Annotated in this window: 24 protein-coding genes; 13 read left to right on the top strand and 11 right to left on the bottom strand. The window is 64.4% G+C overall.

Annotated elements, in window-relative coordinates; translation table 11 throughout:
- Positions 1 to 163 precede the first annotated feature (163 nt).
- Both odc2 and DH08_RS03160 read left to right on the top strand, forming a co-directional pair.
- Positions 164 to 1,297, top strand: a complete 1,134-nt coding sequence (odc2, locus tag DH08_RS03155) for an ornithine/lysine decarboxylase (protein ID WP_192177854.1) — start codon at positions 164 to 166, stop codon at positions 1,295 to 1,297.
- 97 nt (positions 1,298 to 1,394) lie between these two features.
- Positions 1,395 to 1,964, top strand: a complete 570-nt coding sequence (locus DH08_RS03160) for a GNAT family N-acetyltransferase (protein WP_192177855.1) — start codon at positions 1,395 to 1,397, stop codon at positions 1,962 to 1,964.
- Positions 1,965 to 2,027: 63 nt separating this feature from the next.
- On the opposite strand, the gene DH08_RS03165 is transcribed toward DH08_RS03160, so the two are convergent.
- The 8 genes from DH08_RS03165 to DH08_RS03200 all read right to left on the bottom strand — a co-directional run bounded on the left by DH08_RS03165 (position 2,028) and on the right by DH08_RS03200 (position 7,229).
- The gene (locus DH08_RS03165; protein WP_006199422.1) at positions 2,028 to 2,312 is read right to left on the bottom strand and encodes an SCP2 sterol-binding domain-containing protein; all 285 of its coding nucleotides are present in this window, start codon (positions 2,310 to 2,312) and stop codon (positions 2,028 to 2,030) included.
- Positions 2,313 to 2,480: 168 nt separating this feature from the next.
- Positions 2,481 to 3,005 carry a hypothetical protein gene (locus DH08_RS03170; RefSeq protein ID WP_192177856.1) on the bottom strand — a complete coding sequence of 175 codons (525 nt, stop codon included), beginning with the start codon at positions 3,003 to 3,005 and terminating at the stop codon, positions 2,481 to 2,483.
- A 79-nt stretch (positions 3,006 to 3,084) separates the two neighbouring features.
- A complete protein-coding gene (locus tag DH08_RS03175; RefSeq protein WP_192177857.1) occupies positions 3,085 to 3,507 on the bottom strand; it encodes a hypothetical protein in 423 nt (140 codons plus the stop codon).
- Between the two features lie 8 nt (positions 3,508 to 3,515).
- Positions 3,516 to 4,085, bottom strand: a complete 570-nt coding sequence (locus DH08_RS03180; RefSeq protein ID WP_192177858.1) for a rod-binding protein — start codon at positions 4,083 to 4,085, stop codon at positions 3,516 to 3,518.
- Positions 4,086 to 4,169: 84 nt separating this feature from the next.
- On the bottom strand, positions 4,170 to 4,760 hold the full coding sequence (locus DH08_RS03185) for a DUF924 family protein (protein WP_246800666.1): 591 nt from the start codon (positions 4,758 to 4,760) through the stop codon (positions 4,170 to 4,172).
- Between the two features lie 2 nt (positions 4,761 to 4,762).
- On the bottom strand, positions 4,763 to 5,674 hold the full coding sequence (locus tag DH08_RS03190; RefSeq protein ID WP_192177860.1) for an SDR family oxidoreductase: 912 nt from the start codon (positions 5,672 to 5,674) through the stop codon (positions 4,763 to 4,765).
- A 92-nt stretch (positions 5,675 to 5,766) separates the two neighbouring features.
- Positions 5,767 to 6,036, bottom strand: a complete 270-nt coding sequence (locus DH08_RS03195; RefSeq protein WP_192177861.1) for a hypothetical protein — start codon at positions 6,034 to 6,036, stop codon at positions 5,767 to 5,769.
- A gap of 323 nt (positions 6,037 to 6,359) precedes the next feature.
- Complete coding sequence (locus DH08_RS03200; RefSeq protein ID WP_192177862.1) at positions 6,360 to 7,229, bottom strand: methyltransferase domain-containing protein; 870 nt, start codon at positions 7,227 to 7,229, stop codon at positions 6,360 to 6,362.
- A 320-nt stretch (positions 7,230 to 7,549) separates the two neighbouring features.
- On the opposite strand from DH08_RS03200, the gene DH08_RS03205 reads away from it, so the two are divergent.
- Together DH08_RS03205 and DH08_RS03210 are read left to right on the top strand one after the other, a co-directional pair.
- Positions 7,550 to 9,154, top strand: a complete 1,605-nt coding sequence (locus DH08_RS03205; RefSeq protein ID WP_192177863.1) for a bifunctional AfsR/SARP family transcriptional regulator/alpha/beta hydrolase — start codon at positions 7,550 to 7,552, stop codon at positions 9,152 to 9,154.
- Between the two features lie 216 nt (positions 9,155 to 9,370).
- Positions 9,371 to 9,964, top strand: coding sequence for a transglutaminase-like cysteine peptidase (locus tag DH08_RS03210; protein WP_210328514.1), 594 nt, complete (start codon positions 9,371 to 9,373; stop codon positions 9,962 to 9,964).
- 42 nt (positions 9,965 to 10,006) lie between these two features.
- Here the strand turns inward: DH08_RS03210 and DH08_RS03215 are convergent, their stop codons facing one another.
- Genes DH08_RS03215 through flhA form a run of 3 tightly spaced genes read right to left on the bottom strand, consistent with a single transcriptional unit; the run spans position 10,007 to position 13,231 of the window.
- On the bottom strand, positions 10,007 to 10,390 hold the full coding sequence (locus tag DH08_RS03215) for a hypothetical protein (RefSeq protein ID WP_192177865.1): 384 nt from the start codon (positions 10,388 to 10,390) through the stop codon (positions 10,007 to 10,009).
- Between the two features lie 4 nt (positions 10,391 to 10,394).
- Positions 10,395 to 11,147 carry a flagellar biosynthetic protein FliR gene (gene fliR / locus DH08_RS03220; RefSeq protein WP_006199412.1) on the bottom strand — a complete coding sequence of 251 codons (753 nt, stop codon included), beginning with the start codon at positions 11,145 to 11,147 and terminating at the stop codon, positions 10,395 to 10,397.
- Complete coding sequence (flhA, locus tag DH08_RS03225) at positions 11,144 to 13,231, bottom strand: flagellar biosynthesis protein FlhA (RefSeq protein ID WP_006199411.1); 2,088 nt, start codon at positions 13,229 to 13,231, stop codon at positions 11,144 to 11,146. The genes fliR and flhA overlap by 4 nt, the downstream gene beginning before the upstream one ends.
- A 107-nt stretch (positions 13,232 to 13,338) precedes the next feature.
- Between flhA and DH08_RS03230 the strand changes: the two genes are divergently transcribed.
- The 9 genes from DH08_RS03230 to DH08_RS03270 all read left to right on the top strand — a co-directional run bounded on the left by DH08_RS03230 (position 13,339) and on the right by DH08_RS03270 (position 22,232).
- Positions 13,339 to 13,638, top strand: a complete 300-nt coding sequence (locus DH08_RS03230; protein ID WP_192177866.1) for a putative quinol monooxygenase — start codon at positions 13,339 to 13,341, stop codon at positions 13,636 to 13,638.
- 181 nt (positions 13,639 to 13,819) lie between these two features.
- Complete coding sequence (locus DH08_RS03235) at positions 13,820 to 15,601, top strand: chloride channel protein (protein ID WP_192177867.1); 1,782 nt, start codon at positions 13,820 to 13,822, stop codon at positions 15,599 to 15,601.
- Between the two features lie 173 nt (positions 15,602 to 15,774).
- Positions 15,775 to 16,443 carry a helix-turn-helix domain-containing protein gene (locus tag DH08_RS03240; RefSeq protein ID WP_192177868.1) on the top strand — a complete coding sequence of 223 codons (669 nt, stop codon included), beginning with the start codon at positions 15,775 to 15,777 and terminating at the stop codon, positions 16,441 to 16,443.
- 39 nt (positions 16,444 to 16,482) lie between these two features.
- Positions 16,483 to 17,559 (top strand): extracellular solute-binding protein, encoded by a 1,077-nt coding sequence (locus tag DH08_RS03245; protein ID WP_192177869.1) that lies wholly within the window; start codon positions 16,483 to 16,485, stop codon positions 17,557 to 17,559.
- A 22-nt stretch (positions 17,560 to 17,581) separates the two neighbouring features.
- Positions 17,582 to 18,451 carry an ABC transporter permease subunit gene (locus tag DH08_RS03250; RefSeq protein ID WP_192177870.1) on the top strand — a complete coding sequence of 290 codons (870 nt, stop codon included), beginning with the start codon at positions 17,582 to 17,584 and terminating at the stop codon, positions 18,449 to 18,451.
- Entirely contained in the window at positions 18,451 to 19,248 is a 798-nt protein-coding gene (locus DH08_RS03255; RefSeq protein ID WP_192177871.1) for an ABC transporter permease, read from the top strand. The genes DH08_RS03250 and DH08_RS03255 overlap by 1 nt, the downstream gene beginning before the upstream one ends.
- A complete protein-coding gene (locus DH08_RS03260; RefSeq protein ID WP_192177872.1) occupies positions 19,245 to 20,360 on the top strand; it encodes an ABC transporter ATP-binding protein in 1,116 nt (371 codons plus the stop codon). Before DH08_RS03255 ends, DH08_RS03260 begins: the two co-directional genes overlap by 4 nt.
- A 20-nt stretch (positions 20,361 to 20,380) precedes the next feature.
- On the top strand, positions 20,381 to 21,766 hold the full coding sequence (locus tag DH08_RS03265; protein ID WP_192177873.1) for an NAD(P)/FAD-dependent oxidoreductase: 1,386 nt from the start codon (positions 20,381 to 20,383) through the stop codon (positions 21,764 to 21,766).
- Positions 21,767 to 21,875: 109 nt separating this feature from the next.
- Positions 21,876 to 22,232, top strand: coding sequence for a cupin domain-containing protein (locus DH08_RS03270; protein ID WP_192177874.1), 357 nt, complete (start codon positions 21,876 to 21,878; stop codon positions 22,230 to 22,232).
- Positions 22,233 to 22,238: the final 6 nt, after the last annotated feature.

Raw genomic sequence — 22,238 nt, forward strand, 5'->3', positions numbered from 1 at the left:
GCCAAGGTTCACCGCCGCGAGACGGCGCTTCATGGTTCCGGGGTCTCCACCGGCTGGTTCCATGGATTTCCGTCCCGCCTTTGTCCACCGCGTGTTCGCGAGGCCGACAGCCCGCGTCCCGCAGCCTTACTGCGCGCCGCAAGGCGCTGATGGAGAGACCCCGATGGCTACCCAGCGCATCCTTGACTTCCTCGCCACCCGACGTCCGAACGGCCCGTGCCTGGTCGTCGACCTCGATGTCGTGCGCGACAATTTCCGCGCCTTCGAGAAGGCGTTGCCCGATTCGAAAATCTACTATGCGGTGAAAGCAAACCCGGCGCCGGAAATCCTGCGCCTCCTTGCTGCGATGGGCTCGTCCTTCGACACCGCTTCCGTTGCCGAAGTCGAGATGGCGATGGACGCCGGTGCGCCGGCGGACCGCATCTCCTTCGGCAACACCATCAAGAAGGAGCGTGACATTGCACGCGCCTACCAGCTCGGCATTCGGCTGTTTGCGGTCGACTGCGTCGAGGAAGTCGAGAAGATCGCCCGTGTCGCTCCCGGCGCGCGCGTGTTCTGCCGCGTGTTGACCGACGGCGAGGGCGCCGAGTGGCCGCTGTCGCGCAAGTTCGGCTGCGTGCCGGCAATGGCCGTCGACGTGCTGCGCCATGCCAAGACGCTCGGCCTCGACGCCTATGGCGTGTCGTTCCATGTCGGCTCGCAGCAGACCGACCTGACCGCGTGGGATCGTGCGCTGGGCGACGCCAAGCATGTGTTCGCGACGCTCGCCGACGAAGGCATCGTCTTGAAGATGGTCAATATGGGCGGTGGTTTCCCGACCCGCTACCTGAAGGACGTGCCGGTGGCGCAGGCCTACGGCCAGGCGATCTTTTCGGCGCTGCGCAAGCATTTCGGCAATGCGCTGCCCGAGACCATCATCGAGCCGGGCCGCGGCATGGTCGGCAATGCCGGCGTTATCAAGTCGGAAGTCGTGCTGATCTCGAAGAAGGCCGACAACGACAATGTGCGCTGGGTGTTCCTCGACATCGGCAAGTTCGGCGGTCTCGCCGAGACGATGGACGAGGCGATCCGCTACCCGATCGTCACCGCGCATGACGGTACCGAGACCGCGCCTTGCGTGCTCGCCGGCCCGACCTGCGATTCGGCCGACGTGATGTACGAGAAGACGCCGTATCCGCTGCCCTTGTCGCTGACCATCGGCGACGAGGTGCTGATCGAAGGCACCGGCGCCTACACGACGACCTACGCCTCGGTCGCCTTCAACGGCTTCGAGCCGCTCCGATCCTACGTGATCTGACGGTTCGAAAGAACCGCTCAGATCATCCCAGGTGGGCGCCCGCCGCCCGCCCGGGCTCGCCTGTGGAACAGATCTCCGCTCGTGAAGGATCGCGGAAATGGAAATGCCAGTTGAAATGGTGAACCACTCGCCGGCGTTTGTGATGGTCGCCGAAACCGCCGCCGATGAGGCGGCGCGCGAGGCTTTGCTCGATCGAGCCATGGGGCCGAAGCGGCGGAAAAAGTCGTCGGAGAAGCTGCGGCGCGGCCGCCGGCCTTCCGAAGGCCTCGCCTTTGTCGTGCGCGACGCCTCGGGCGCCGTCGTCGGCACCGTGCGGCTTTGGGACGTGAGGCTGGGCGAGGGCGGTCGGGCAGCGCTGCTGCTCGGCCCGCTCGCCGTCGACCCCGCCCTCAAGAATGCCGGCATCGGCTCGGCTCTGATGCGGCACGCGGTGGCCGAGGCGGCGCGCCTTGGCCACGGCGCCATCCTGCTGGTCGGCGACGCACCCTACTATGGGCGCTTCGGCTTCTCGGCGGCAAAGACCGGCGCACTTGCCATGCCGGGCCCCTATGAGCGGCACCGGCTGCTGGCGCTGGAGCTGACGGAAGGCGCGCTTGACGGCGCGCAGGGCACGCTGCGGGCGGCGGGGCGCAAGCTGAAGGCGCTGCCGCTGACGTTCGCGGCGTAAGGCCTCCAGGCAGAAAGCAAAACGCCGCCCGATGGGCGGCGTTCTATCTTGATCCGGAGCGGATCAGCCGAGCAGCTGGCTGAGCGCCATGGCGACCGTCATGTCGCCCTCGACCTTGATCTTGCCGGACATGAAAGCCATGGTCGGGTTCAGATCGCCTGCAATCAGCGAGTCCAGATCGTCGAGCGAGAGCTTTACGGTGCAATCGGTCGGTGCGTCGGTGGTCGAGACGGTCGCGCCGTCGATGACGATGACGCCGTCGCTACCTGTGTCGAACTTCACCGAATGCTCGAAACCGGCGCTTGCCACGCGCGACTTGATCCGGTCGGCAATCTCCTGAACGCCCATGGCTGTTCTCCTCGTCTGGTTGCGTTGATGCGCATATAGCTTTGAGTTGACGTTTACGTCAACGCGGCCGGGATGCGTCATCTTGGTTTTCGGCCGATATGGGAGGCGCCGTCTGAGCTTTCGCCCGAAACCAGACTGGCGCTCGTGGCCGATCCGCATTGCTGCAGGTCAATGTCCCGAGGCTGGCTTGGCCGGTTCCGTGGTCGCTGGCTCATCGTCATTCTTGCGCCGGCGCATAGCGTTGTCGCGGATCTCGTCCTTGGTCAGGAAGTTGACCTGGTCGACCAACACATCATGCACCAACTCGACGCCGACACGGGCGTTGACGGTTTCGCGGATGGCGTTGCGGAAGGCGTCGAGATCGATCGTTTCCTTCTTGGTGAAGTCGATCTGCGGATTGGCATAGAGGTAGGAATAGACCTGGTCGGTCATCAGTGCCGCGGCCGGGATCGACAGTTTCTTTATCTCGGCGGGTTCGACCGTATAGACGAGCTTGGTCAGAAAATAGCCGTCGATCCGGGAATCGCGGATCAGCGGCACCGAGATCATGTCGGTCTTGACGTAATCGAGACCGCCCAGCATCGGCTTGGGCGTCTCGCCGACGCCATTTTCGCCGGCTGCCTGGAACGAATAGAACACCGCGCCGAGCGTGGCGGCGCAGATCCAGATCGCGGCGGCGATGAATTTGATCATGTCTTTTTTTCTTGTTTGAGCATGATCTTGTCCGAAAACCGGGTCCCACTTTTCGCTGACGCGGTCCTGCGGTTCGGGATCACGCTCTCGCCCAGCCGAATTCGCCGGCCGAATAGGTGCCATCGGCTTCGGCGCGCTGGATGGCGTTCTTCAAAAGACCGGCGACCTCGTTGACGGCGTTGAGATGAGCGAGGATCGCGGCCTCGTTGCGCGCCAGCTTCTGGCGCAGCCGCGTCAACCCCTCGCGGTGCTGTTCCAGGAACTCGATTTCGTTGCCGCCCTTGATGGCGCGGGTCAGTTCATAGAGGTAGCGGCTCTTGCGGGCGTTCGACGCCTTGAGGTCGAAGCCGGTGCCGGTGCGAATGCCCGCCGTCTCCTCTTCGACCGCTTCCTCGATGCGGCCGATGATGGCGGCAAGGTTACCGGGGCGCGCGAAGGGGATGGGCGCGTCAGGCGCGACCGTGCGGGCAGGCAGATTGGAGAAGTCCGATTTGTCGGCCATGTAGGTCCCTAGATCTCTTTATCTGTTTTTATGGTTGTCTCATCGCCGGTCATCGACCGCGCGGCCTGGCGCTGCAGTTCCTGGACCATGGAGGTCGACAGCCGGGTCTGCTGGTCGATCTCGGCCTTGTCCGGGCCGCCCGAAACGGGACCGACGGGCACCATGCGCTTGCCGTCCATGTAGTGGTCGGCGAGCAGCGATTTGGCGATGCCGATGCCGCCGCGCGCGGCCATGACATCGGCCATGTGCTCGGCGAGCTGCGATTTCCACATGTCGCCGGCCAGGCCCTTGCCGTAAACGCCCTCGGTGTCCTTGGGCATCATGTTCTGGATGAAGGTCTGCAGCACCATCGCCTCGAAGCGCTGGAATTTTTTCTCCGGGTTGGCCGCCCCGGTTGCGTCAGCCGTGCTGCGCGACAGGATCGAGCCAGGACAAGCCGAAGCGGCGGTATCGACCGAAAAGGTCCCGGAAACACCGCCGGCCCGTTTTGTCAGCGCGGCGCGGGCGGCTTCGATGTCCGCCGGCTCGACTGCGCGGGCAACATCCAGAACGATGTCGCTGGGTGGAGAAATGGCCAAGAAGGTCCGCCTTTTGCCCGTTTTCGTGTCAAGACAATGCCCCAACAAGCTTGCGGCAGGCTTGCGAGAGAGCCGATGCCTTTGTCAGCCGGCGAAACCGCCTTCATCGAGAAAGCATTGCTCCTCCGGCCGCATGGCGCGGCCGAGGATCGGGTTGCGATGCGGGAAGCGTCCGAACCGCCTGATGATGTCGCGGTGGTGCTCGGCGCGCTCCAGGTTTGGTCCGCCGGTCTCGCCGGCCAGCGCCACCGAGCGGTCCTGGTCGGCAAGGCTCTCGGAATGGGCGAAGGGCAGCCTCAAGAACAGCTGCCAGGTCGGGTGCACGTCGTGCTCGAAACCCGCATCGATGGCGTCGGTCGCGATGCGGCGAGCCTTCTCGTCGGTCGCATACATGCGCGGCGTGCCGCGAAAGGCATTGCGTGGGAACTGGTCGAGCAACACCAGCAGCGCCAGGGCGCCGTATGGTGTTGTCGCCCAGCCGTCGCAGTCGCCGCGTGCCGCCGCCTCGTGCAGCGGCAGGAAGCGGTCGCGAAAGACGCGGTCGAACTCCGTGTCCTTGGCGAACCACGCGGTGGGTCCCACCAGCCACCAGAAGTCGATGACTTCGGCGGCTTCGTGAGGCACATTTTCGAGCCCGGATGAACCGGCCCGGTCCTGGATTAGGATCGCTGCCATGGTCATGCCGCCCTCTCGGTGCCGGCCAGCGCCGGCCAGTCCTGAGCCTTTGCCCAGTCGGCGAACGAGGTTGGTTTGATCGGCAGCATGCCGATCGTGTCGGCGAGATCGACGGCGAACAGTATCGAGCGCTGCCGGTGCACCCAGGCGTAATTGGCGGCGACCTGTTCGGCCGCTTCCTTGCCCAGCATCGCGGTGAGGCCCGTGGCAAAGTCCGCCAGCGGCACCGGATAGTACTGGACCTGGCGGCCGACAATGTCGGACAGAACATCGCCAATCTGCTGTCCGGTGAGCGCCTCGGGGCCGCCAATGTCTAAACTCGCGCCGGCAAGCTCCGGTCGGCGCATTGCCTCGACCACATAGGCCGCCATGTCTTCCCATGAGATCCAGGAGGTTCGAAAGTCCGACGGCAGCGGATAGGCGAACACGCCACGGTGAACGATCGCAGGCGCGCTCCAGGGCGCGGCGATGTTGCTCATATAGAGCGTCGGCTTGAGGACGATCGACGGCAGACCGGAAGCCTTCAAACGGTCGATGAGTTCGACCTTGGCCTCCATCAGCGCCGTGCCGGAATGCCTGGAAACATGACCGCTGGCGTTGAACACCATAAGCTTGACGTCTGCCGCCAGCGCCGCGTCGATCATGTTGCGACCGTAGCGGAGAATTTCCTTGGGGCCGGCATTGAGCGGCAGTGTCAGCGCCACCGCATCGACTCCGAGGCAGGCGAGGCCGACACGGTCGGCATCGGCAAGGTCGCCGCGCACGATGTTGACGCCGTCGCCAAACGGGTCGGGCGAGCCTTTGCGCAAGAGAAGGCGCACGGTCGCGCCCGCCGCGCGGCAGGCTTGCACGATGGCTGATCCCTGGGCGCCGCCGGCGCAGGTGACCAGAACTGAACTGGGGAAATCAGACATTAAGTTTGCTCCTCGGTCGCGAGGTGATTCCAAGCGGCGGGTGAGCCCGCCGCTTGGACGTCGGATGTCGACCGTGATGGTCGATCTCGCCATCAACGGCCCCAGATTCCCTGGCCATAACCCGGCGCAGGCTTATCGAAAGCCGAATTTCCACCCAGCGCCTTTTCGCCATCGTTCGTGCCGATGCTCTTCGTGCTGTTCGGGTCGATCGAGTAGCCGTTGTCGGACGCCATCGAAGAGTGGCCGGTGACCGGATAGCTGTCGGGGCCCGGGATGAAGTGCGAGCCATAGTGGTCGCTGCCGGCGAAAGCCATGCCGGCGGCAGACAGGAGCGCAACAGTGGCAAGAATGATCTTCTTCATTTCAATTCTCCATCGTTAAGAGCTTAACAATTGGCGGCCCGCGCTGTGCCTTGCACTGCGTTGATATGGCCGTCTTTTCAGGCACTTAGCACAACCTCCCAGCCGTCATCCTTCTGGACGCGCGGCGGCAAGGTTGTTCAGCGTACGATCGTCTTGGGTTTGGTCGTGCGCTGTTCGTGAGGCTGCTTACGGCAGCCGGAATCATCGAGAACTCTGGTCCTTCTTCCAAGGTCGCGGCCGAACCATTCGGCTACGTCAATGCGGCCTGTGGGGAATGGCGGTTCCCGATTACCGTTGCGTCGTAGAGTGAATGCCTCGGATCCTCACTGTTGCGAGCAGATCCAGGCGCCGGTCATGGGCGGAAACATGATGCAGGCTCCATGTGCGACAGCTTCCTCGCGCAGCCGGTCGGCAAGGTCGTCGATGCCGATCTCCGCGGCCGTGGTGATGCCTGTCCGCTCCATCGCCGGAATGAGGCTTCTGACGGTCTGCGCGATGTATTCAAAGCCAAGCGATTCCCCGCCGCCTTCGACGCGGGCGCCGGAGATCATCTGCGGGACGGGCAAGCCGGCAGCGAGATAGGTCGAAAACAGCTTTCCGCCCATGTCGGTCTCGAAACCGGTTCGCGCGAAGGCCCGAACGATCCAGCCGAGCACCTGTGTGAAGAGCGGTGTTGTGGGGACGCTTCGTGCGAACGGCATCGACATCTCCTGGAAGGCGACGATGCCGCCCGGGCGCAAGAACCCTGCCAGACGTCGCAGCGTCTCAGCCGGTTCGCGCAAATACATCAGGACCAGCCGCCCGATGATCGCGTCGAACTTCCGCTCCGGAACGAAGCTTGCAAGATCCGCCGAGGCGAAGCGCACCCAGTAGCATTGTCCCGCTTCGACCGCGCGCCGTTCGGCGGCCTCGACCGCATCCTGCGACCGGTCGATGCCCAGCACCGACCCGCTCGGGCCAACCAGTTGCCCGGCAAGCAGAGAAACGTCGCCAACGCCGCAGCCCAGGTCGAGCACGTGCATGCCTTGCTTCAGTCCGGCCCGGCGCAGCACATCCTCTGTCAGGTCTCGCACGAAGTCGCCCTGCAGCTGCAGCCGTTTGAATTCGCCTTCGGAATAGCCGAGCGTATACTGTCTGGTATCAAGGGTTTTGGTCCGGCCATCTGGCCGGCGTTCGACAAAGCTGGTGTCCACTGCCCCGTCTCCTCAACAATCGGTTTGCTGCTGGGGGGCTGTCGACAACGTTCGGATCCCTACGGCCGGGCGGAGCCTCATGCTCCACCTCGCCCAGAACATGTCCTGGGCCGGTAACCGGGTCCGAGTTGCTTTGATATCTGCCGCCCCGCAACGGCACGGGAACAAAATCCCGCCGACGATCTAACGCGATCAACGTGGTCGCAGGATCAGGGAGCCGCGTTTATGCGAGCGTGGTAGCGAGCGTGGTAAGAGCGACCGCAAATGTGGTATTTTGCGTTGAAAGCAACCGGGAGCGGGGGAACGCAGCCGGGGGCGTGATGTCATCGCACATTCAGATCTGCCTTCTGGGTGAACTGCGTATTGTGTCGGACGGACGCCAGCTCGACCTGCCGCCTTCCAAGAAGACGCGCGCGCTGCTGGCCTATCTGGCGCTGACCGGTCGCCCGCACCGGCGCGAGCGATTGTGCGAGATTTTTTGGGAGCTGCCCGACGATCCACGCGGATCGCTGAGATGGGCGCTGAGCAAGATCCGTGCCCTGGTCGACGTGCCCGGCTCCGCGCAGTTGAGCGCCGATCGTGAACGAGTCTCCTTGGTCCAGGACTCGGCGACGGTGGACTATGTCGAAATCGTCCGCCGACTGCAGGCTTCCTCGCCGCCCGCCACACTCGATGAACTGCACGAAATGGGGAAGCTTCTGGCGCTGCCTTTGCTCGACGGGCTCGATCTGCCGCAGCTTGACGCCTACCAGGCCTGGCTCGCGGCCGAGCGCGAGGAGGCGCTGCAACTCCGTCTCGGCGTGCTGGAGCGCATTACGCTTCACCCCGAAACCAGCGATCGCGACGCGGTCAAATGGCTGCGCCAGTGGCAAAGCGCGGACCCTACTTCGGAACAGGCCGCCGGCATCCTGGTTCGAACGCTCAAGCGACTCGGCCGCGGCGACGAAGCCGCCGGGGTGGTGAGCAACTACCAGCGCATGGCCAAGGATACCGGGTTAGCGCCGGTAGACGATCTGTCGGAAGTGGGGCCCCCACCCTCCGCGGCCGAGACGGCCACAACGGTGCCCAGCCTTCTGAAGCGCCAGTCGATCGGTTTTTGTCAGTCGGCAGATGGAGTGCGTATCGCCTACGCGACAGTGGGCACGGGACCGCCACTGGTCAAGGCCGCCAACTGGCTCAATCACCTTGAACTCGACTGGCAGAGTCCGATTTGGAGCAAGACTTTTCAGGCGCTGGCCGAGGGACGCACGTTTGTCCGCTACGATGAACGCGGCAACGGTCTTTCCGACTGGGAAGTGGACGACATCAGCTTCGAGGCGTTCGTGCGCGACCTCGAAACCGTTGTCGACGCGCTGCGGCTGGAGCGTTTCCCGCTGCTCGGCATGTCGCAAGGCTGCGCGGTGTCGATCGCCTATGCCGTGCGCCATCCCGAGCGGGTGTCCGCGCTTGTACTGATAGGCGGCTACGCGGCAGGCTGGCGCATCGGCTGCACGGCAGAAGAGCAGGAGCGACGCCAGGCGGTGATGACCTTGACCAAGCTCGGTTGGGGCACCAACAATCCCGCATATCGCCACATCTTCTCGCAGACTTTCATGCCGGACGGCACACCCGACGAACTTGCTTGGTTCGACGAATTCCAACGGCAGACCACCTCGCCGGACAATGCCGTCCGGTTCCAGGATGCATTCGGCGATATCGACGTGCGCGACCAGTTGGCGCAGCTGCACGTGCCAACCCTGGTGCTGCACGCCCGACACGATCAACGCATATCGCTCAATCAAGGCCGCGAACTTGCCATCGGCATTCCGAATGCACGCTTCGTCGTGCTGGAGAGCCGAAGCCACATCATCTTAGGCCACGAACCCGCCTGGCCGGTATTCATGGACGAGGTCCAGCGGTTCCTTGCAGAGACAAATACAGCATAAGAAGGTCAATTTCAGAGCAGATTGGGCAGATCCGATTTCCGCGTGCCCTTGCGGCCTCTTGCTGGAAGTACGCTGGCTGTCTGCCGATAACCTCAAGTCTTATTTTAGAAAGTATTAATCTGTTAACGAGACTGCCTCGTTTGGGACCAAATTGAGCAGTTTAGAAACCCCTCATTAACCCGCCCCGCTCATCCTCAAATCCATGCACCGGAGACGTTGATTGTGAAACGCGATGTCGCGCTGATCGCATTTTTGCTGTCGTTTGCCTGCCCGTTTGCTGCGCAGGCAGGGACGACCATGGAAACCAAGGGCAAGGCGTTCGCACCGCCCGCCTTCTATTCGTTCTGTAGCCGACAACCCAGCTTGTGCAGCACGGCCGGCGGAAAGAAGGTCGTCGCCCTGCAGCCCAAGCTCAGCTCGGAATTGAAGCAGGTGAACCGATCGGTCAATTCACGCATCACGGAGCTCAGCGATCGTGTCGCTGTCGGCAAGGACGACGACTGGCGCTTGCCGACCGTCTCTGGCGATTGCGAGGATATTGCGATCCTGAAGAAGCTTGAACTGATGAGGCGCGGCTGGCCGGCTTCGGCGCTCCTGTTGACCGTGGCAAGCTACGCCGGCGATGGGCACACGGTGCTGACGGTGCGCACCAGCGAGGGCGACCTGGTGCTCGACAATCTCACGAACTCCGTCCGTGACTGGTCCAGCACTCCCTACAGCTACTTCGCCCGACAGGCGCAGGGGAATGGCAAACGCTGGGAGCGGATCGGCGGCGCCAAGCCTATCGAGACGACCGCGACGGGCGGCTGAGGCTTCTCAGCTCGAAGTTCAGCCCCACGCAGAATTCCGCAGCTACTCGTGTTCCCGCTTCTGGGCGATCAGGTCGAGACGCTCGCGGTCGGAGCGTTCGCGCTCGTCGCGGCGGCGCACGTCCTTGTAGGCACGCTCGACCATGTTGGTGCGCGCGGTCGCCGTGGCGATCAGCGCGGCCTCCTGCCTGGCGCTTTCCTGGTTCGCCTCCTGGCGAACCAGCGCATTGGCGATGCGGCGATGGTAGAGGTCGGGAAACAGGCCGGCGAGCGACCGGTCGGCGTCGAAACGCTCGACCAGTTCCCTGGCTTCGGCTTCGGCGGCCGCGGCGGTTGTCAGGAATGTCGCGTGACGGGTTTCGTGCAGCGCCTTCAGCTGCTCCTGCACCTTGACCAGTTTCCTGAGGCGGTCCTTGCGCGTGGTCATCTGCCTACCGCGCGAGCGTCAGGTCGACAAAACCGTCGACGAACAGCGACAGCATGGTGCCGATGGCGAAATAGAAGATGATCAGCCCGCCGGCGATGACGAAGGGCAGCGAGATGAAATAGACCGGGATCTGCGGCGTCAGCTTGTTGACGAAGCCGATCGTCAGATTGACGAGGATGGCATAGGCGACGAAGGGGCTGCCGAGGCGGATGACCAGGAAGAAGGCGTCCGACACGGTGTCGGTGAGATCGACCAGGGCCGCCTGCGGGTTGAAGAAGACATTGACCGGCGCGACGGTGTAGGAGGCGACCAGCGCCCGCACGATCTCATGGTCGAAATCGAAGACGAACAGCAAAAGCAGCGCCGAAAACGAGATGATGGCGGCAAGGGCCGCCTGTGGCTCCGCCTCCTCGATGGCCGGCCCGCCGGTGCCGCCATAGCCGATCAGCATGGCGATGGCCGAGCCCATGAAGCGCAGCGCCTCCATGTAGAGCCTCGTCATGGCGCCGATCAGTCCGCCGACCAGCAATTCCGAGACGATCATCGGCGCCAGGATCTGCGGACGCGGATCGACGAACGGATAGATTCGGTCCCAGAGGAAGGCGAGCAGGCCGCCGGTGGCGGCCACCGCCACGAACAGCCGGACCTGGATCGGTACGCGGGCGCTGGACAGGCCGGGCATCAGCATGAAGCAGGCGCCGATGCGGCAGAAGGCGAGGAAGGCGGCGATCACAACGCCTTGCGAGAGCGCGCTCACGATATGGTCCCGAGCACCTTGATCTCGACGCCCTTGGCGATTTCGACGTGGCTCAGCACCGGCAGCGTGGTGAACAGGCGCTCGATGATCATGCGCACATAGGGACGCGCATCCGGCGCGGTGACGAGGACGAAGCGCTCGCCTGCCTCGAGATGCTTGCGGATCGCCTTGGTAGCGTCCTGGCCGAATTCCTCGAGCTGGCGCGGGTCGATGTCGAATTCGCGCACCTCGCCCTTGGCGTCGCGCTTGAGGCTCTGGTGGAAGGCGAGGTCCCAGCGGTTGCCGAGGCGCAGCACCTTGAGCACGCCGCCTTCGGAGAGGTCGCCGCAGATCTGCTGCGCCATGCGGATGCGGACATGCTCGACGATCTGCTCGGTGCGGCGCACATGCGGGGCGATCTCGGCGATCGCCTCGATGATCAGGTGCAGATTGCGGATCGACACGCGTTCGGCCAGCAAGAGCTTCAGCACCGCCTGCAGACCCGGATAGGAAATATGCGTGGTGCAGATCTCGTCGGCGAGCTTGCGGTATTCAGGGTCCTGGCGTTCGAGCAGCGCCTTCATGTCCTTGTAGGACAGAAGCTGCGGCAGGTTGTTGCGGATGACCTCGGAGAGGTGGGTGAGCAGCACCGACATGTTGTCGGCGAAGGTGTAGTTCTCGCGCTTCAAGTCCTCGGCGAAGGTTTCGAGCACCGAGAACGCGCGCATGCCGAAGGCCGGCTCGCGGATCTCCTCGCCGGGAAGTTCCGGCACGTCGCGGGTGCCGAGCAGCACCATGATTTCGCCAACGCGCATCTGGTATTCGGCGACCACGGTGCCGTGGACCTTGATCTGGTAGCTCTTCGGCGGAATGGCGAAGTCATCGGCGACACGCACTTCCGGCACCACGAAGCCGTATTGCGTGGCAAACTTCTTGCGCATCTTGCCCATGCGGAAGACCAGTTCCTGATGCGACACCAGCAGCCTTGTCGAAAGCTGCTTGCCGATCAGCAACTCGATCTCGGCGGTGGCCAGCGATGCCTTGACCGAGTTCTTCTCTTCCTCGGCCTTGTTCGCCTTTTCCTGGTTCTTCACCGCTTCGGCGGCGGCGACGGCGCGATTGTGGCGCAGCGGGATGATGTAGCCGAGACCGGCCATGCCGCCGGCAAGAGCAAAGAACGGGAACAGCGGCAGGCCGGGCATCAGACCCAGAATGACGAGCAGCGACGCCGCGACATAAAGCGCGCGCGGATGGGCGCCGAGCTGGCCGAACACCGCTTGGTTGGTCGAGCCGCGCGTGCCGCCCTTGGAGACCAGAAGGCCGGCGGCGAGCGAGACGATGAGTGCCGGGATCTGGGTGACGAGGCCGTCGCCGACCGACAGCTTGATGAACACGTCGGCGGCCTGGCCCATGCCCATGTCGTGGCGGATGTAGCCGATGGCGATGCCGCCGACGATGTTGATGGCGGTGATGATGAGGCCGGCGATGGCATCGCCGCGGACGAATTTCGAGGCGCCATCCATCGAACCGAAGAAGGAGGATTCCTCCTCCAGTTCGCGGCGGCGCAGCTGCGCCGTCTTTTCGTCGATCATGCCGGCGGAAAGGTCGGCATCGATCGACATCTGCTTGCCGGGAATGGCGTCGAGGGTGAAGCGCGCGCCGACTTCGGCGATACGGGTGGCGCCCTTGGTGATGACGATGAAGTTCACCACGATCAGGATCAGGAAGACGATGAGGCCGATGACGAAGTCGCTGGCCATCACCAGCCTGGAGAAACCGGCAATGACATAGCCGGCGGCATGCGTGCCTTCATTGCCATGCGACAGGATCATGCGCGTCGTGGCGATGTTGAGCGACAGCCTGAGCATGGTGGCGATCAAGAGCACGGTCGGGAAGGACGAGAAATCGAGCGGGCGCTGGATCCACAGCGCCACCATCAGGATCAGCACCGACAGCGCGATCGAGAAGGCAAGGCCGATATCGATAAGGAAGGCCGGGATCGGCAGGAACAGCACGGCCAGAATGATGACGATGCCGATGGCGAAGAAGACGTCGCGGCCGTTCTTGGCAACGGTGCCGGCTGCAATGCTTTCGCTGATCGCCATAATCGTCCTCAAATCATAAGCCTGCCGCGCGCGACAGCCTTGTAAGCCTAGCTGGCCAAGCTTGCGCGAGGGTGGGAGAATGCGCCCTGAGAGAAGAAGGGAATCGCATGCTCCTGATCATCGGCACGGTCCGTTTGCCGCCGGACAAGCTCGCTGAGGCAAGACCGGCCATGCAGCGGATGATCTCCGCCAGCCGCGCCGAGCCCGGCTGCATCGAATATTCCTATGCGCAGGATGTCCTCGACGCAGGGCTTATCCACGTCTCCGAAGTCTGGCGCGACCGCGCCGCGCTCGACGCGCATTTCAGCTCGGCGCATATCGCGGACTGGCGTGCAAGCTGGGCGACGCTCGGCATCGGTGATCGCAATCTGATGCTCTACGAAGCGGGCAATGCCAAGCCGACCTGATCGATCGAAGACAGTCTCGGTGATGCCGGCCCCGCGCGGCTGAGCTTTGCTGGGGTGGGAAAAGGATGCCGCGCCGGTGCCAAAATGGCGCCACTAGCAGTCGGCATTGCGATTGCCACGCAGTGTTGCCGGGCGTATCAGGCGGCAGCTTCCACCTCTTGCTCTATGGCGAGCCGTTCCGGTGCTTTCCAGAAACGAACCTCAAGTCTATGCCCGCCGGCTTCGCGCGGTGCTGATCAGATCGATCCCGCTGCTCGAGGCGCGCGGCATCGTGATCGTCGTCCTGGCCGGTGTCGTGGGCGTGATGGCGGGCGTGCTGGTCACGGCGATGAGCCAGGTGGTGCAGGGCATGCATGGGCTGCTGTTCGGGGTCCAGCCGGGCGGCCGGCTGTCGGCGATGTTTTCCTTGTCCGACCCGATTCAGGCGGCGATCCCGGCGATCGGCGGCATCCTGCTCGGTCTGTCGGTGGTCTGGCTGCGGAAGCGAAAGTTCCGCACCCCGGTCGATCCGATCGAGGCCAACGCGCTTTACGGTGGACGCATGTCGCTCACCGACACTTTCATCATCGCCGGGCAGACGATCATCTCGAGCGGCTTCGGGGCTTCGGTCGGACTGGAGGCCGGCTACACGCAGGTCGGCTCCGGGCTGGCGTCGCGGCTGGCGCGCGCCTTGAGGCTGCGTCGCAATGACGTGCGTATCCTGGTCGGCTGCGGCGCGGCAGGCGCGATCGCCGCCGCCTTCGATGCACCGCTGACGGGGGCTTTCTATGGGTTCGAGCTGGTCATCGGCATCTATTCGGTCGCCAATGTCGCGCCGGTGATGACCGCCGCGATCTGCGCTTCGCTGACCGCCGAGGTCTTTGGCGGCGTGCCCTTTCCGCTGGAGCTCGCCGGCCTGCCGGCACTCACCGCCAGCCAATACCTGCCGTTTCTGCTACTCGGGCTTCTGGGCGGCGCCGCTTCCATCGCCATCATGCATCTGGTCAGCCTGATCGAGCGCGGCTTTGCCAGGCTTTCGATCGACGCCTCGCTGCGACCCTTCATCGGCGGCATTCTCGTCGGACTGCTGGGGCTGGTCACGCCGCAGGTTCTATCGAGCGGCCATGGCGCCCTGCATCGCGAGTTCGCGATGAATTACGGCATCGCCGTCGTCGCCAGCGTCTTCGTGCTGAAGCTGGCGGCGTCGGCGATCTCGCTGGGCTCGGGCTTTCGCGGCGGCCTGTTCTTCGCCTCGTTGTTCCTCGGTGCGCTGCTCGGCAAGATCTTTGCCGGGGTGATGGCCTTCGTCTCGCCGGCAACCGGCATCGATCCGGCGGTTGCCGCCGTCGTCGGCATGACCTCGCTTGCCGTCGGTGTCGTCGGTGGGCCGCTGACCATGACGTTCCTGGCGCTGGAATCGACGCGCGACCTGACGCTGACCGGCGTCGTGCTGGCGGCCTCGATCATGGCGGCGATCCTGGTGCGCGAGACTTTCGGCTACTCGTTCTCGACGTGGCGTTTCCATCTGCGCGGCGAGACGATCCGCAGCGCGCACGACGTCGGCTGGATGCGCAGCCTCACCGTCGGCTCGATGATGCGCAAGGACGTCCGCACCATCGACGCTTCGACGACGCTTGGTGCCTTCCGCAAGGAAATCCCGCTCGGCTCAGCGCAACGCGTCATCGCGGTGGACGAGGGCCGGCACTATGTCGGCGTGCTGATCGTGGCCGAACTGCACAGCGAACTGTCCAACGGCGAGACGCCGGTGCGGACGCTTGCCCAGTTCAAGGATGCGGTTCTGGTGCCGACCATGAACGTCCAGTCGGCGGCCGAAACCTTCCAGCGCGCCGGCGCCGAGGAACTGGCCGTGGTCGAGGATTTCGCCGACCGCGTCGTGCTTGGGCTTTTGACCGAAAGCCATCTGATGCGGCGCTATGCCGAAGAACTCGACAAGGCGCGGCGGGATCTGTCCGGCGAGGGCTAGCCAGACGCGTCAGTGCCGACTGGCCGACCAGCCCTCTTTTCCGCCTGACATGCTTCAGCTTGTAAGCTTGGCGATCCCCATCGGCGCGAGCCGGACTCGGCCGCGCGCGCTCGCCACTTGCCAAATGTACAGTGGTACTGTACAAGCTGTTAAGTGAGGTTTGGGAGGACGGCATGGGCAAGACGTCTGATCGAGACCAGGCTCTGGCAAAGAATGGCGGCGCCGCATCGGGTGCGACGCTTGCTCATCAAGTGTTGGGCATGCGGCTCAAAAGCCTCCGTCTCGGCCGCAGGCTCTCATTGCGCGAGCTCGCAGAGATGACCGGGACGAGCGCCAGTTTCATCAGCCAGCTCGAACGCGGCCTGACCGGCGCCAGCACGGCCTCGCTCAACCAGATGGCCTCGGCACTCGGGGTCAGCGTGGCGATGCTGTTCGAAGAAAACGCGAACGCGAACCACGGGGTTCTGCGACGCAGCGAGCGGCCCAGCCTGCCGCCTGGCGACGGCTGCCGCAAGATGCTGCTCTCGCGTCCCCCGTTGAGCGACATGGAAGTCTATGTCGGGGAGTTCGACATAGGCGGCTCGACCGGTTCGGCTCTCTACACGCATGGCGACGCGCACGAGATGCTCGTCGTGCTGCGCGGCATTGTCGAGGTCTCTCTCGGCGACGCGCGCCATGTCCTGGAGGAAGGCGACAGCATCGAATACGCGACGTCGACCCCGCATCGCAGCGAGAACATCGGCAGCGGCCGCGCCGAAGTGATGTGGATCATTGCGCCGCCGACTTCGGCGCGCGCCGAACTCGACCAATACACGGCCTGGAAACCGCTCGCGGCCAGGTAGGTCCGATCAAACGCGGGCATCAATGGGAGAATGACAGTCATGCTGAAAACGAAAGGTTTGGGTCTTGGCGCCATGGTGGTGCTGGGTGCCCTGGCAACCGCCGCGTTCGCGCAGGAGAAGCCCGTCGCGGGCGAGGTCAAGGAGGGGTCGCTCAAGGGCAAGACCCTGACGCTCGTCTCCTACGGCGGCATCTACCAGGACGGCCAGGCGGCCGCGCTGAAGGACTTCGTCGAGAAATCCGGCGTCACCTTGCTCAACGACGGACCGACGGAGATCGCCAAGCTGCAGGCCCAGGTCGAATCCGGCAACGTCACCTGGGACGTGGTCGACACCGCGGATCTGCCGCCCTACGTCTATTGCGGAAAGCTGTTCCAGAAGCTCGACTTCTCGAAGCTCGATATCTCGAAGGTTCCCGAGGGCCAGGTCGGCGAATGCTCGGTGCCGGCGATGAACTATGGCGTCGTGCTGATGTACAACACCGAGAAGTACAAGGATAACCCGCCCAAGGACTGGGCCGACTTCTTCAATACAGAAAAGTTCCCGGGCGTGCGCGGCCTCGACGGCTCCGGCGATCCGACCGGCGGCTTGCTCGAACAGGCCCTCAAGGCGTCGGGCGGAGATCCGAAGGCGATGACGGTCGCAGACATCGACAAGGCCATCGACGTGATCCGCAAGCTTGGTCCCGACACGATCTACTGGAAGACGGGCGCTGAATCCCAGCAACTCGCCGAATCCGGCGAGGCCGACATGCTGATGATGTGGACCGGCCGCGCCATGACGGCGGTCAAGAACGGCGCCAAATATACGCCGGCCTGGCAGGACTGGCTGGTGGTGATGGACCAGATGACCATTCCCGTCGGCGTCAAGGATACCGACGCGGCCTATGCGTTGCTCAATGCGTATCTCGGCAAGCAGGCGCAGGAGATCCTGGCGCAGCAGACCTCCTACACGCCGATCAACAACGAAGCGCAGCCCAAGGTCGACGACTCCGTCGCCGCCTTCCTGACCAATACGCCCGAGCGCGAGAAACAGGGCTACAAGCAGAACATCAAGTTCTGGGTCGAGAACTTCCCTGTGGCGCAGGAGAAGTGGTCCGCGCTGATGGCGGGCAACTAAGCGGCGGATAGAGAAGCAAGCCGTGAGCGCGTCCGAGCCAACGAGCCAACCTGCCGGCGGACGGCCGGCAGGGGCATGGAAGCCGTTCGCGCTCACGCTGCCGGCCCTCGTCCTGCTCGCCGCCGTGATCGGCTATCCGCTGCTCACCATCGTGCTGCGCAGCCTGTCGGAGCCCGAATGGGGCGTGCAGAACTATGCCTGGTTCTTCGGCGCACCCGTCAACCTCACCGTGCTCCAGCGGACCTTCACCATCTCGGCGTGGGTCACGCTGGTCTGCATCGTCTCAGCCTATCCCTATGCCTACCTGATGACCGCGGTCGGACCGCGCGTTCGGCTCGTTCTGGTGCTGTGCGTGCTGATCCCGTTCTGGGTGAGCGGGGTGGTGCGCACCTTGTCGTGGGTGATCCTGCTGCAGGATTCGGGCGTCATCAATTCGCTGCTCCGGTCGGTCGGATTCAGCGGCGTCCGCCTGATCCGCACCCAGACCGGCGTGGTGATCGGCATGGCGCAGGTGCTGCTGCCGTTCATGATCCTGCCGCTCTATTCGGTCATGAAAGGCATCGACCTCAGGCTGATGCGGGCGGCCGAAAGCCTTGGCGCGCGGCCGTCCCGCGCCTTCTTCACCGTCTACCTGCCGCTGTCGCTGCCGGGCGTCTATGCCGGCGCGATCATCGTCTTCATCCTGGCGCTGGGCTTCTACATCACTCCTGCCTTGCTCGGCGGTCCACGCTCGACCATGCTGTCGACGCTGGTGCAGTCCCAGGTGCTCAGCCTGCTGCAATGGGGCAGGGGCGGCGCGATGGGCGTGGTGCTGCTCGCCGCCACCTTCCTGTTGCTGGCGCTCGCGGCGCCGGTGATGCGGTCGCGGCATCGGGAAGCGGGGCGGCGCTGATGGAGATGAAGCCGCTCACCCGCGTGCTGCTGGGACTGGTCTGCCTGCTGGTCGCGATATGGCTCGTGGCGCCGACGCTCGTCGTCGTGCCGATGTCGTTCAACGCCAACAAGTCGCTGGCGTTTCCGCCGCAAGGTTTTTCGTGGCAGTGGTACCAGAATTTCGCCACCAGCCCGGATTGGTCGACCAGCTTCCTCAATTCGCTGAAAGTCGCCTCGATCGTGGCGGTGCTGGCGACGGTGCTCGGCACGCTCGCGGCCTTTGGTCTGGATCGCATGAAGGCGCGGCCGGCGAACCTGCTGCGGATGCTGATGCTGACGCCGATGGTGGTGCCGGGCGTGGTGCTTGCCATCGGCATCTACGCCGTCTATCTCGACACAAAGCTTGTCGGAACGCTGCTCGGCTTCGTGCTTGCCCACACCATCCTTGCGCTTCCCTTCGTGCTGATCGCCGTCTCGGCCAATCTCGAAGTGTTCGACAGGCGCCTCGAGACAGCGGCGGCGAGCCTCGGCGCGGGTGCGCTGACCACGTTCCGCACGGTGACGCTGCCGCTGATCCTGCCCGGCATCCTGTCGGGCCTGCTCTTCGCCTTCGCCACGTCCTTCGACGAGATCGTCGTCTCCCTGTTCATCACCAACCCCTACCTCAAGACATTGCCCGTGCAGATATTCGCCTCCATCACGCGCGACGCCGACCCGACGGTCGCGGCCGTCGGTACGATCCTGCTTTTCGCCACCACGATCCTGATCGGCGGCGGCATGCTTCTTCTTGGCCGCGAGCGGAAGGGACGCCTATGAACCCGGGGCAGGAGAGCAGAGGCGCGGCGATCGACCTGGAGTCCATCACCAAGGCCTATGGCGACTTCAAGGCGCTGGACGGCGTCTCGCTACGGATCGAGCCCGGCGAGTTCATGACGCTGCTCGGCCCAAGCGGCTCCGGCAAGACGACGACGCTCAATGTGGTGGCCGGCTTCACGGATGTGACGAGCGGCAAGCTTCTGGTCGGGGGAAAAAGCGTCGTCGGCGTGCCGGCGCACAAGCGCAATATCGGCGTCGTCTTCCAGCACTATGCGCTGTTTCCGCACATGACGGTCGGCCGCAACGTCGCCTATCCGCTGACGCTGCGCGGCATCGACCGGGCGACGCGGCAATCGCGCGTGGCAAGAGCGCTCGACATGGTCAAGATGGGCGACTTCGCGCATCGTTATCCGAGCGAATTGTCGGGCGGCCAGCAGCAGCGCGTGGCGCTGGCCCGCGCCATCGTGTTCGATCCGCCGCTGCTCTTGATGGACGAGCCGCTTGGCGCGCTCGACAAGAAGCTGCGCGAATGGCTGCAGCTCGAGATCAAGCGCATTCACCGCGAGCTTGGCACCACCTTCGTCTATGTGACGCACGACCAGGAGGAGGCGCTGGTGCTGTCGGATCGCATCGCGGTGTTCAATCGCGGGCGCATCGAGCAGATCGGCACCGGCCGCCAGCTCTATGACGAGCCCGCAACGCTCTTCGTCGGCCGCTTCATCGGCGACTCCACGGTGCTGCGCGGAGAGGCGCGAAGCGATGCTACCAGCACCGCGCTGCGGATCGCGGGCGAGACGGTGACGGCGCCAAGGCGGCTCGCGGGCGAGGCCAGTCCGGTGATGCTGCTGCGCCCCGAAAAGCTAGCCATCGGCCGGCCCGGTCAAGGTGTTGCAAGCGGCACGAACCGGCTGTCGGGCATGATCGCTGAAGCCATCTATCTCGGCTCGGGATCGAAATACGAAGTGCGGCTCGCTGACGGCTCGACCGCGATCGTGCGCTCGCCGCTGACCGGCGAAAGTTTTGGCCTGGGCGAACAGGTAGAGCTTTGCTTCGACGGCGCCGACGCCAAGCTGCTGGCCGACGACAGCACGGCCGACACGACACTCACCTGATCCCATCTGAAAGCCATTCCATGCAAGCCAAGCGTAACGGCGACATATCGTTCTGGTATGCGGATCTGGGAGCGGTTCCCGCTCCCCGGCAACCTTTGCCCGGCAATATCGAAGCCGATGTCGCGATCGTCGGCGCCGGCTATACCGGGCTGTGGACCGCCTACTACCTGAAGAAGGCGAGGCCTTCGCTCAGGGTCGCGGTGATCGAGCGCGAATTTGCCGGGTTCGGCGCGTCAGGCCGCAATGGCGGCTGGCTGTCGGGCGGCTTCAGCTGGTCGCGCGAAAAGTATCTCAAGACGTCGAGCCGGCAAGGCGTGATGGCGATGCAGAAGGCCATGGCGGGCTGCGTCGACGAAGTGATCCGAGTGGCGACAGCGGAAGGCATCGACGCCGACATCCGCCGCGTCGACAATCTGACGGTGGCCACCAACCCGGCGCAGCTCGAACGAGCGCGCGAGGAGTGCGAGACGATCCGCTCATGGGATGTCGATCCCGGCCGCGTCGAGATGCTGGATGCCGCCGCGACGCGGGCGCGCATCAACGTCCGCAGTGTCATGGGCGGCTTTGTCGTCCACGGCCAGGCGCGCGTGCAGCCGGCCAAGCTGGTGCGCGGGCTTGCCGCCGCCGTCGAGCGGTTGGGCGTCCCGATCTACGAACAGACCACGGTGACTTCCATCGCCAAGGGCAGCGTGACGACCGACCGTGGCGCGGTGCGGGCGGAAACCATCATCCGCGCGACGGAGGGCTTTACCGCCGGCATCCCCGGCGAGGAGCGGACTTGGCTCGCGCTCAACAGCGCCCAGATCGTGACCGAACCGTTGTCAGCTGAACTCTGGCGCGAGATCGGCTGGGATGGGCACGAGCTTCTCGGCAATGCGGCGCACGCCTATTGCTATGCCCAGCGCACGCGCGAGGGGCGCATCACCATGGGTGGCCGCGGCGTGCCCTATCGCTACGGCTCGCGCACCGACGTCAACGGGCAGACGCAGCAGGCTACGATCGACCAGCTGCATGCGATCCTGACGAGCCTGCTGCCGCAGACGACGGGATGCCGCATCGAGCACGCCTGGTGCGGCGTTCTCGGCGTGCCGCGCGACTGGTGCACGACGGTCGGCCTCGATCCCCGCACCCGCATCGGCTGGGCGGGCGGCTATGTCGGGCTCGGCGTGTCGAGCTCCAACCTCTCGGGGCGCACCCTTGCCGATCTGATCCTCGGCCAGGACACCGACCTTGCGCGCCTGCCCTGGGTCAACCGCACGGTCAGGCGTTGGGAGCCGGAGCCGTTCCGATGGCTGGGCGTGCACGCGATGTACCAGCTCTACAGCATCGCCGACCGCCGCGAAACCGCCGGTCTGGCACAAACCTCGAAGCTTGCCGCCTTGGCCGACCGCATCACAGGCCACTAGAGCGGCTCGGCGTTCGCCGAACGGCTCTAACTGTTTGTTTTCATGCAATTCCGGACGGAAAACCGCTGCACACTTTTCCTGGAATTGCTCTAATCCATGGAGCCCCAACTTGATCGATCTTTCGACCTTCCACGATCTCGCCAGGACCGAGATCAGTCAGTTCTCGCCCAAGCCGACCTCCATCGAAGGGGACCAGGTCGAGGCCGTGCGCACGCTGTTCCAGTCGCAGGACGGAACGGTCGAAATCGGCATCTGGGAATGCACGCCTGGCCGCTTCACCGCCGACCGTTCGCGCTCGTCGGAGATCTGCCACATCATCTCGGGGCTGGTGGAAGTGCGCCGCGCCGATGGCGAGACGCGCGAACTTCGTCCAGGCGATCTCCTTGTCCTTCCCCAGGGGTGGAAGGGCGAATGGCGCATCCGAGAAACCACGCGCAAGCTGTACATGATCCAGACCGCGAACTGATCGACA

Source organism: Mesorhizobium amorphae (assembly GCF_014843845.1).
In the GTDB taxonomy this organism is placed as follows: domain Bacteria; phylum Pseudomonadota; class Alphaproteobacteria; order Rhizobiales; family Rhizobiaceae; genus Mesorhizobium; species Mesorhizobium amorphae_A.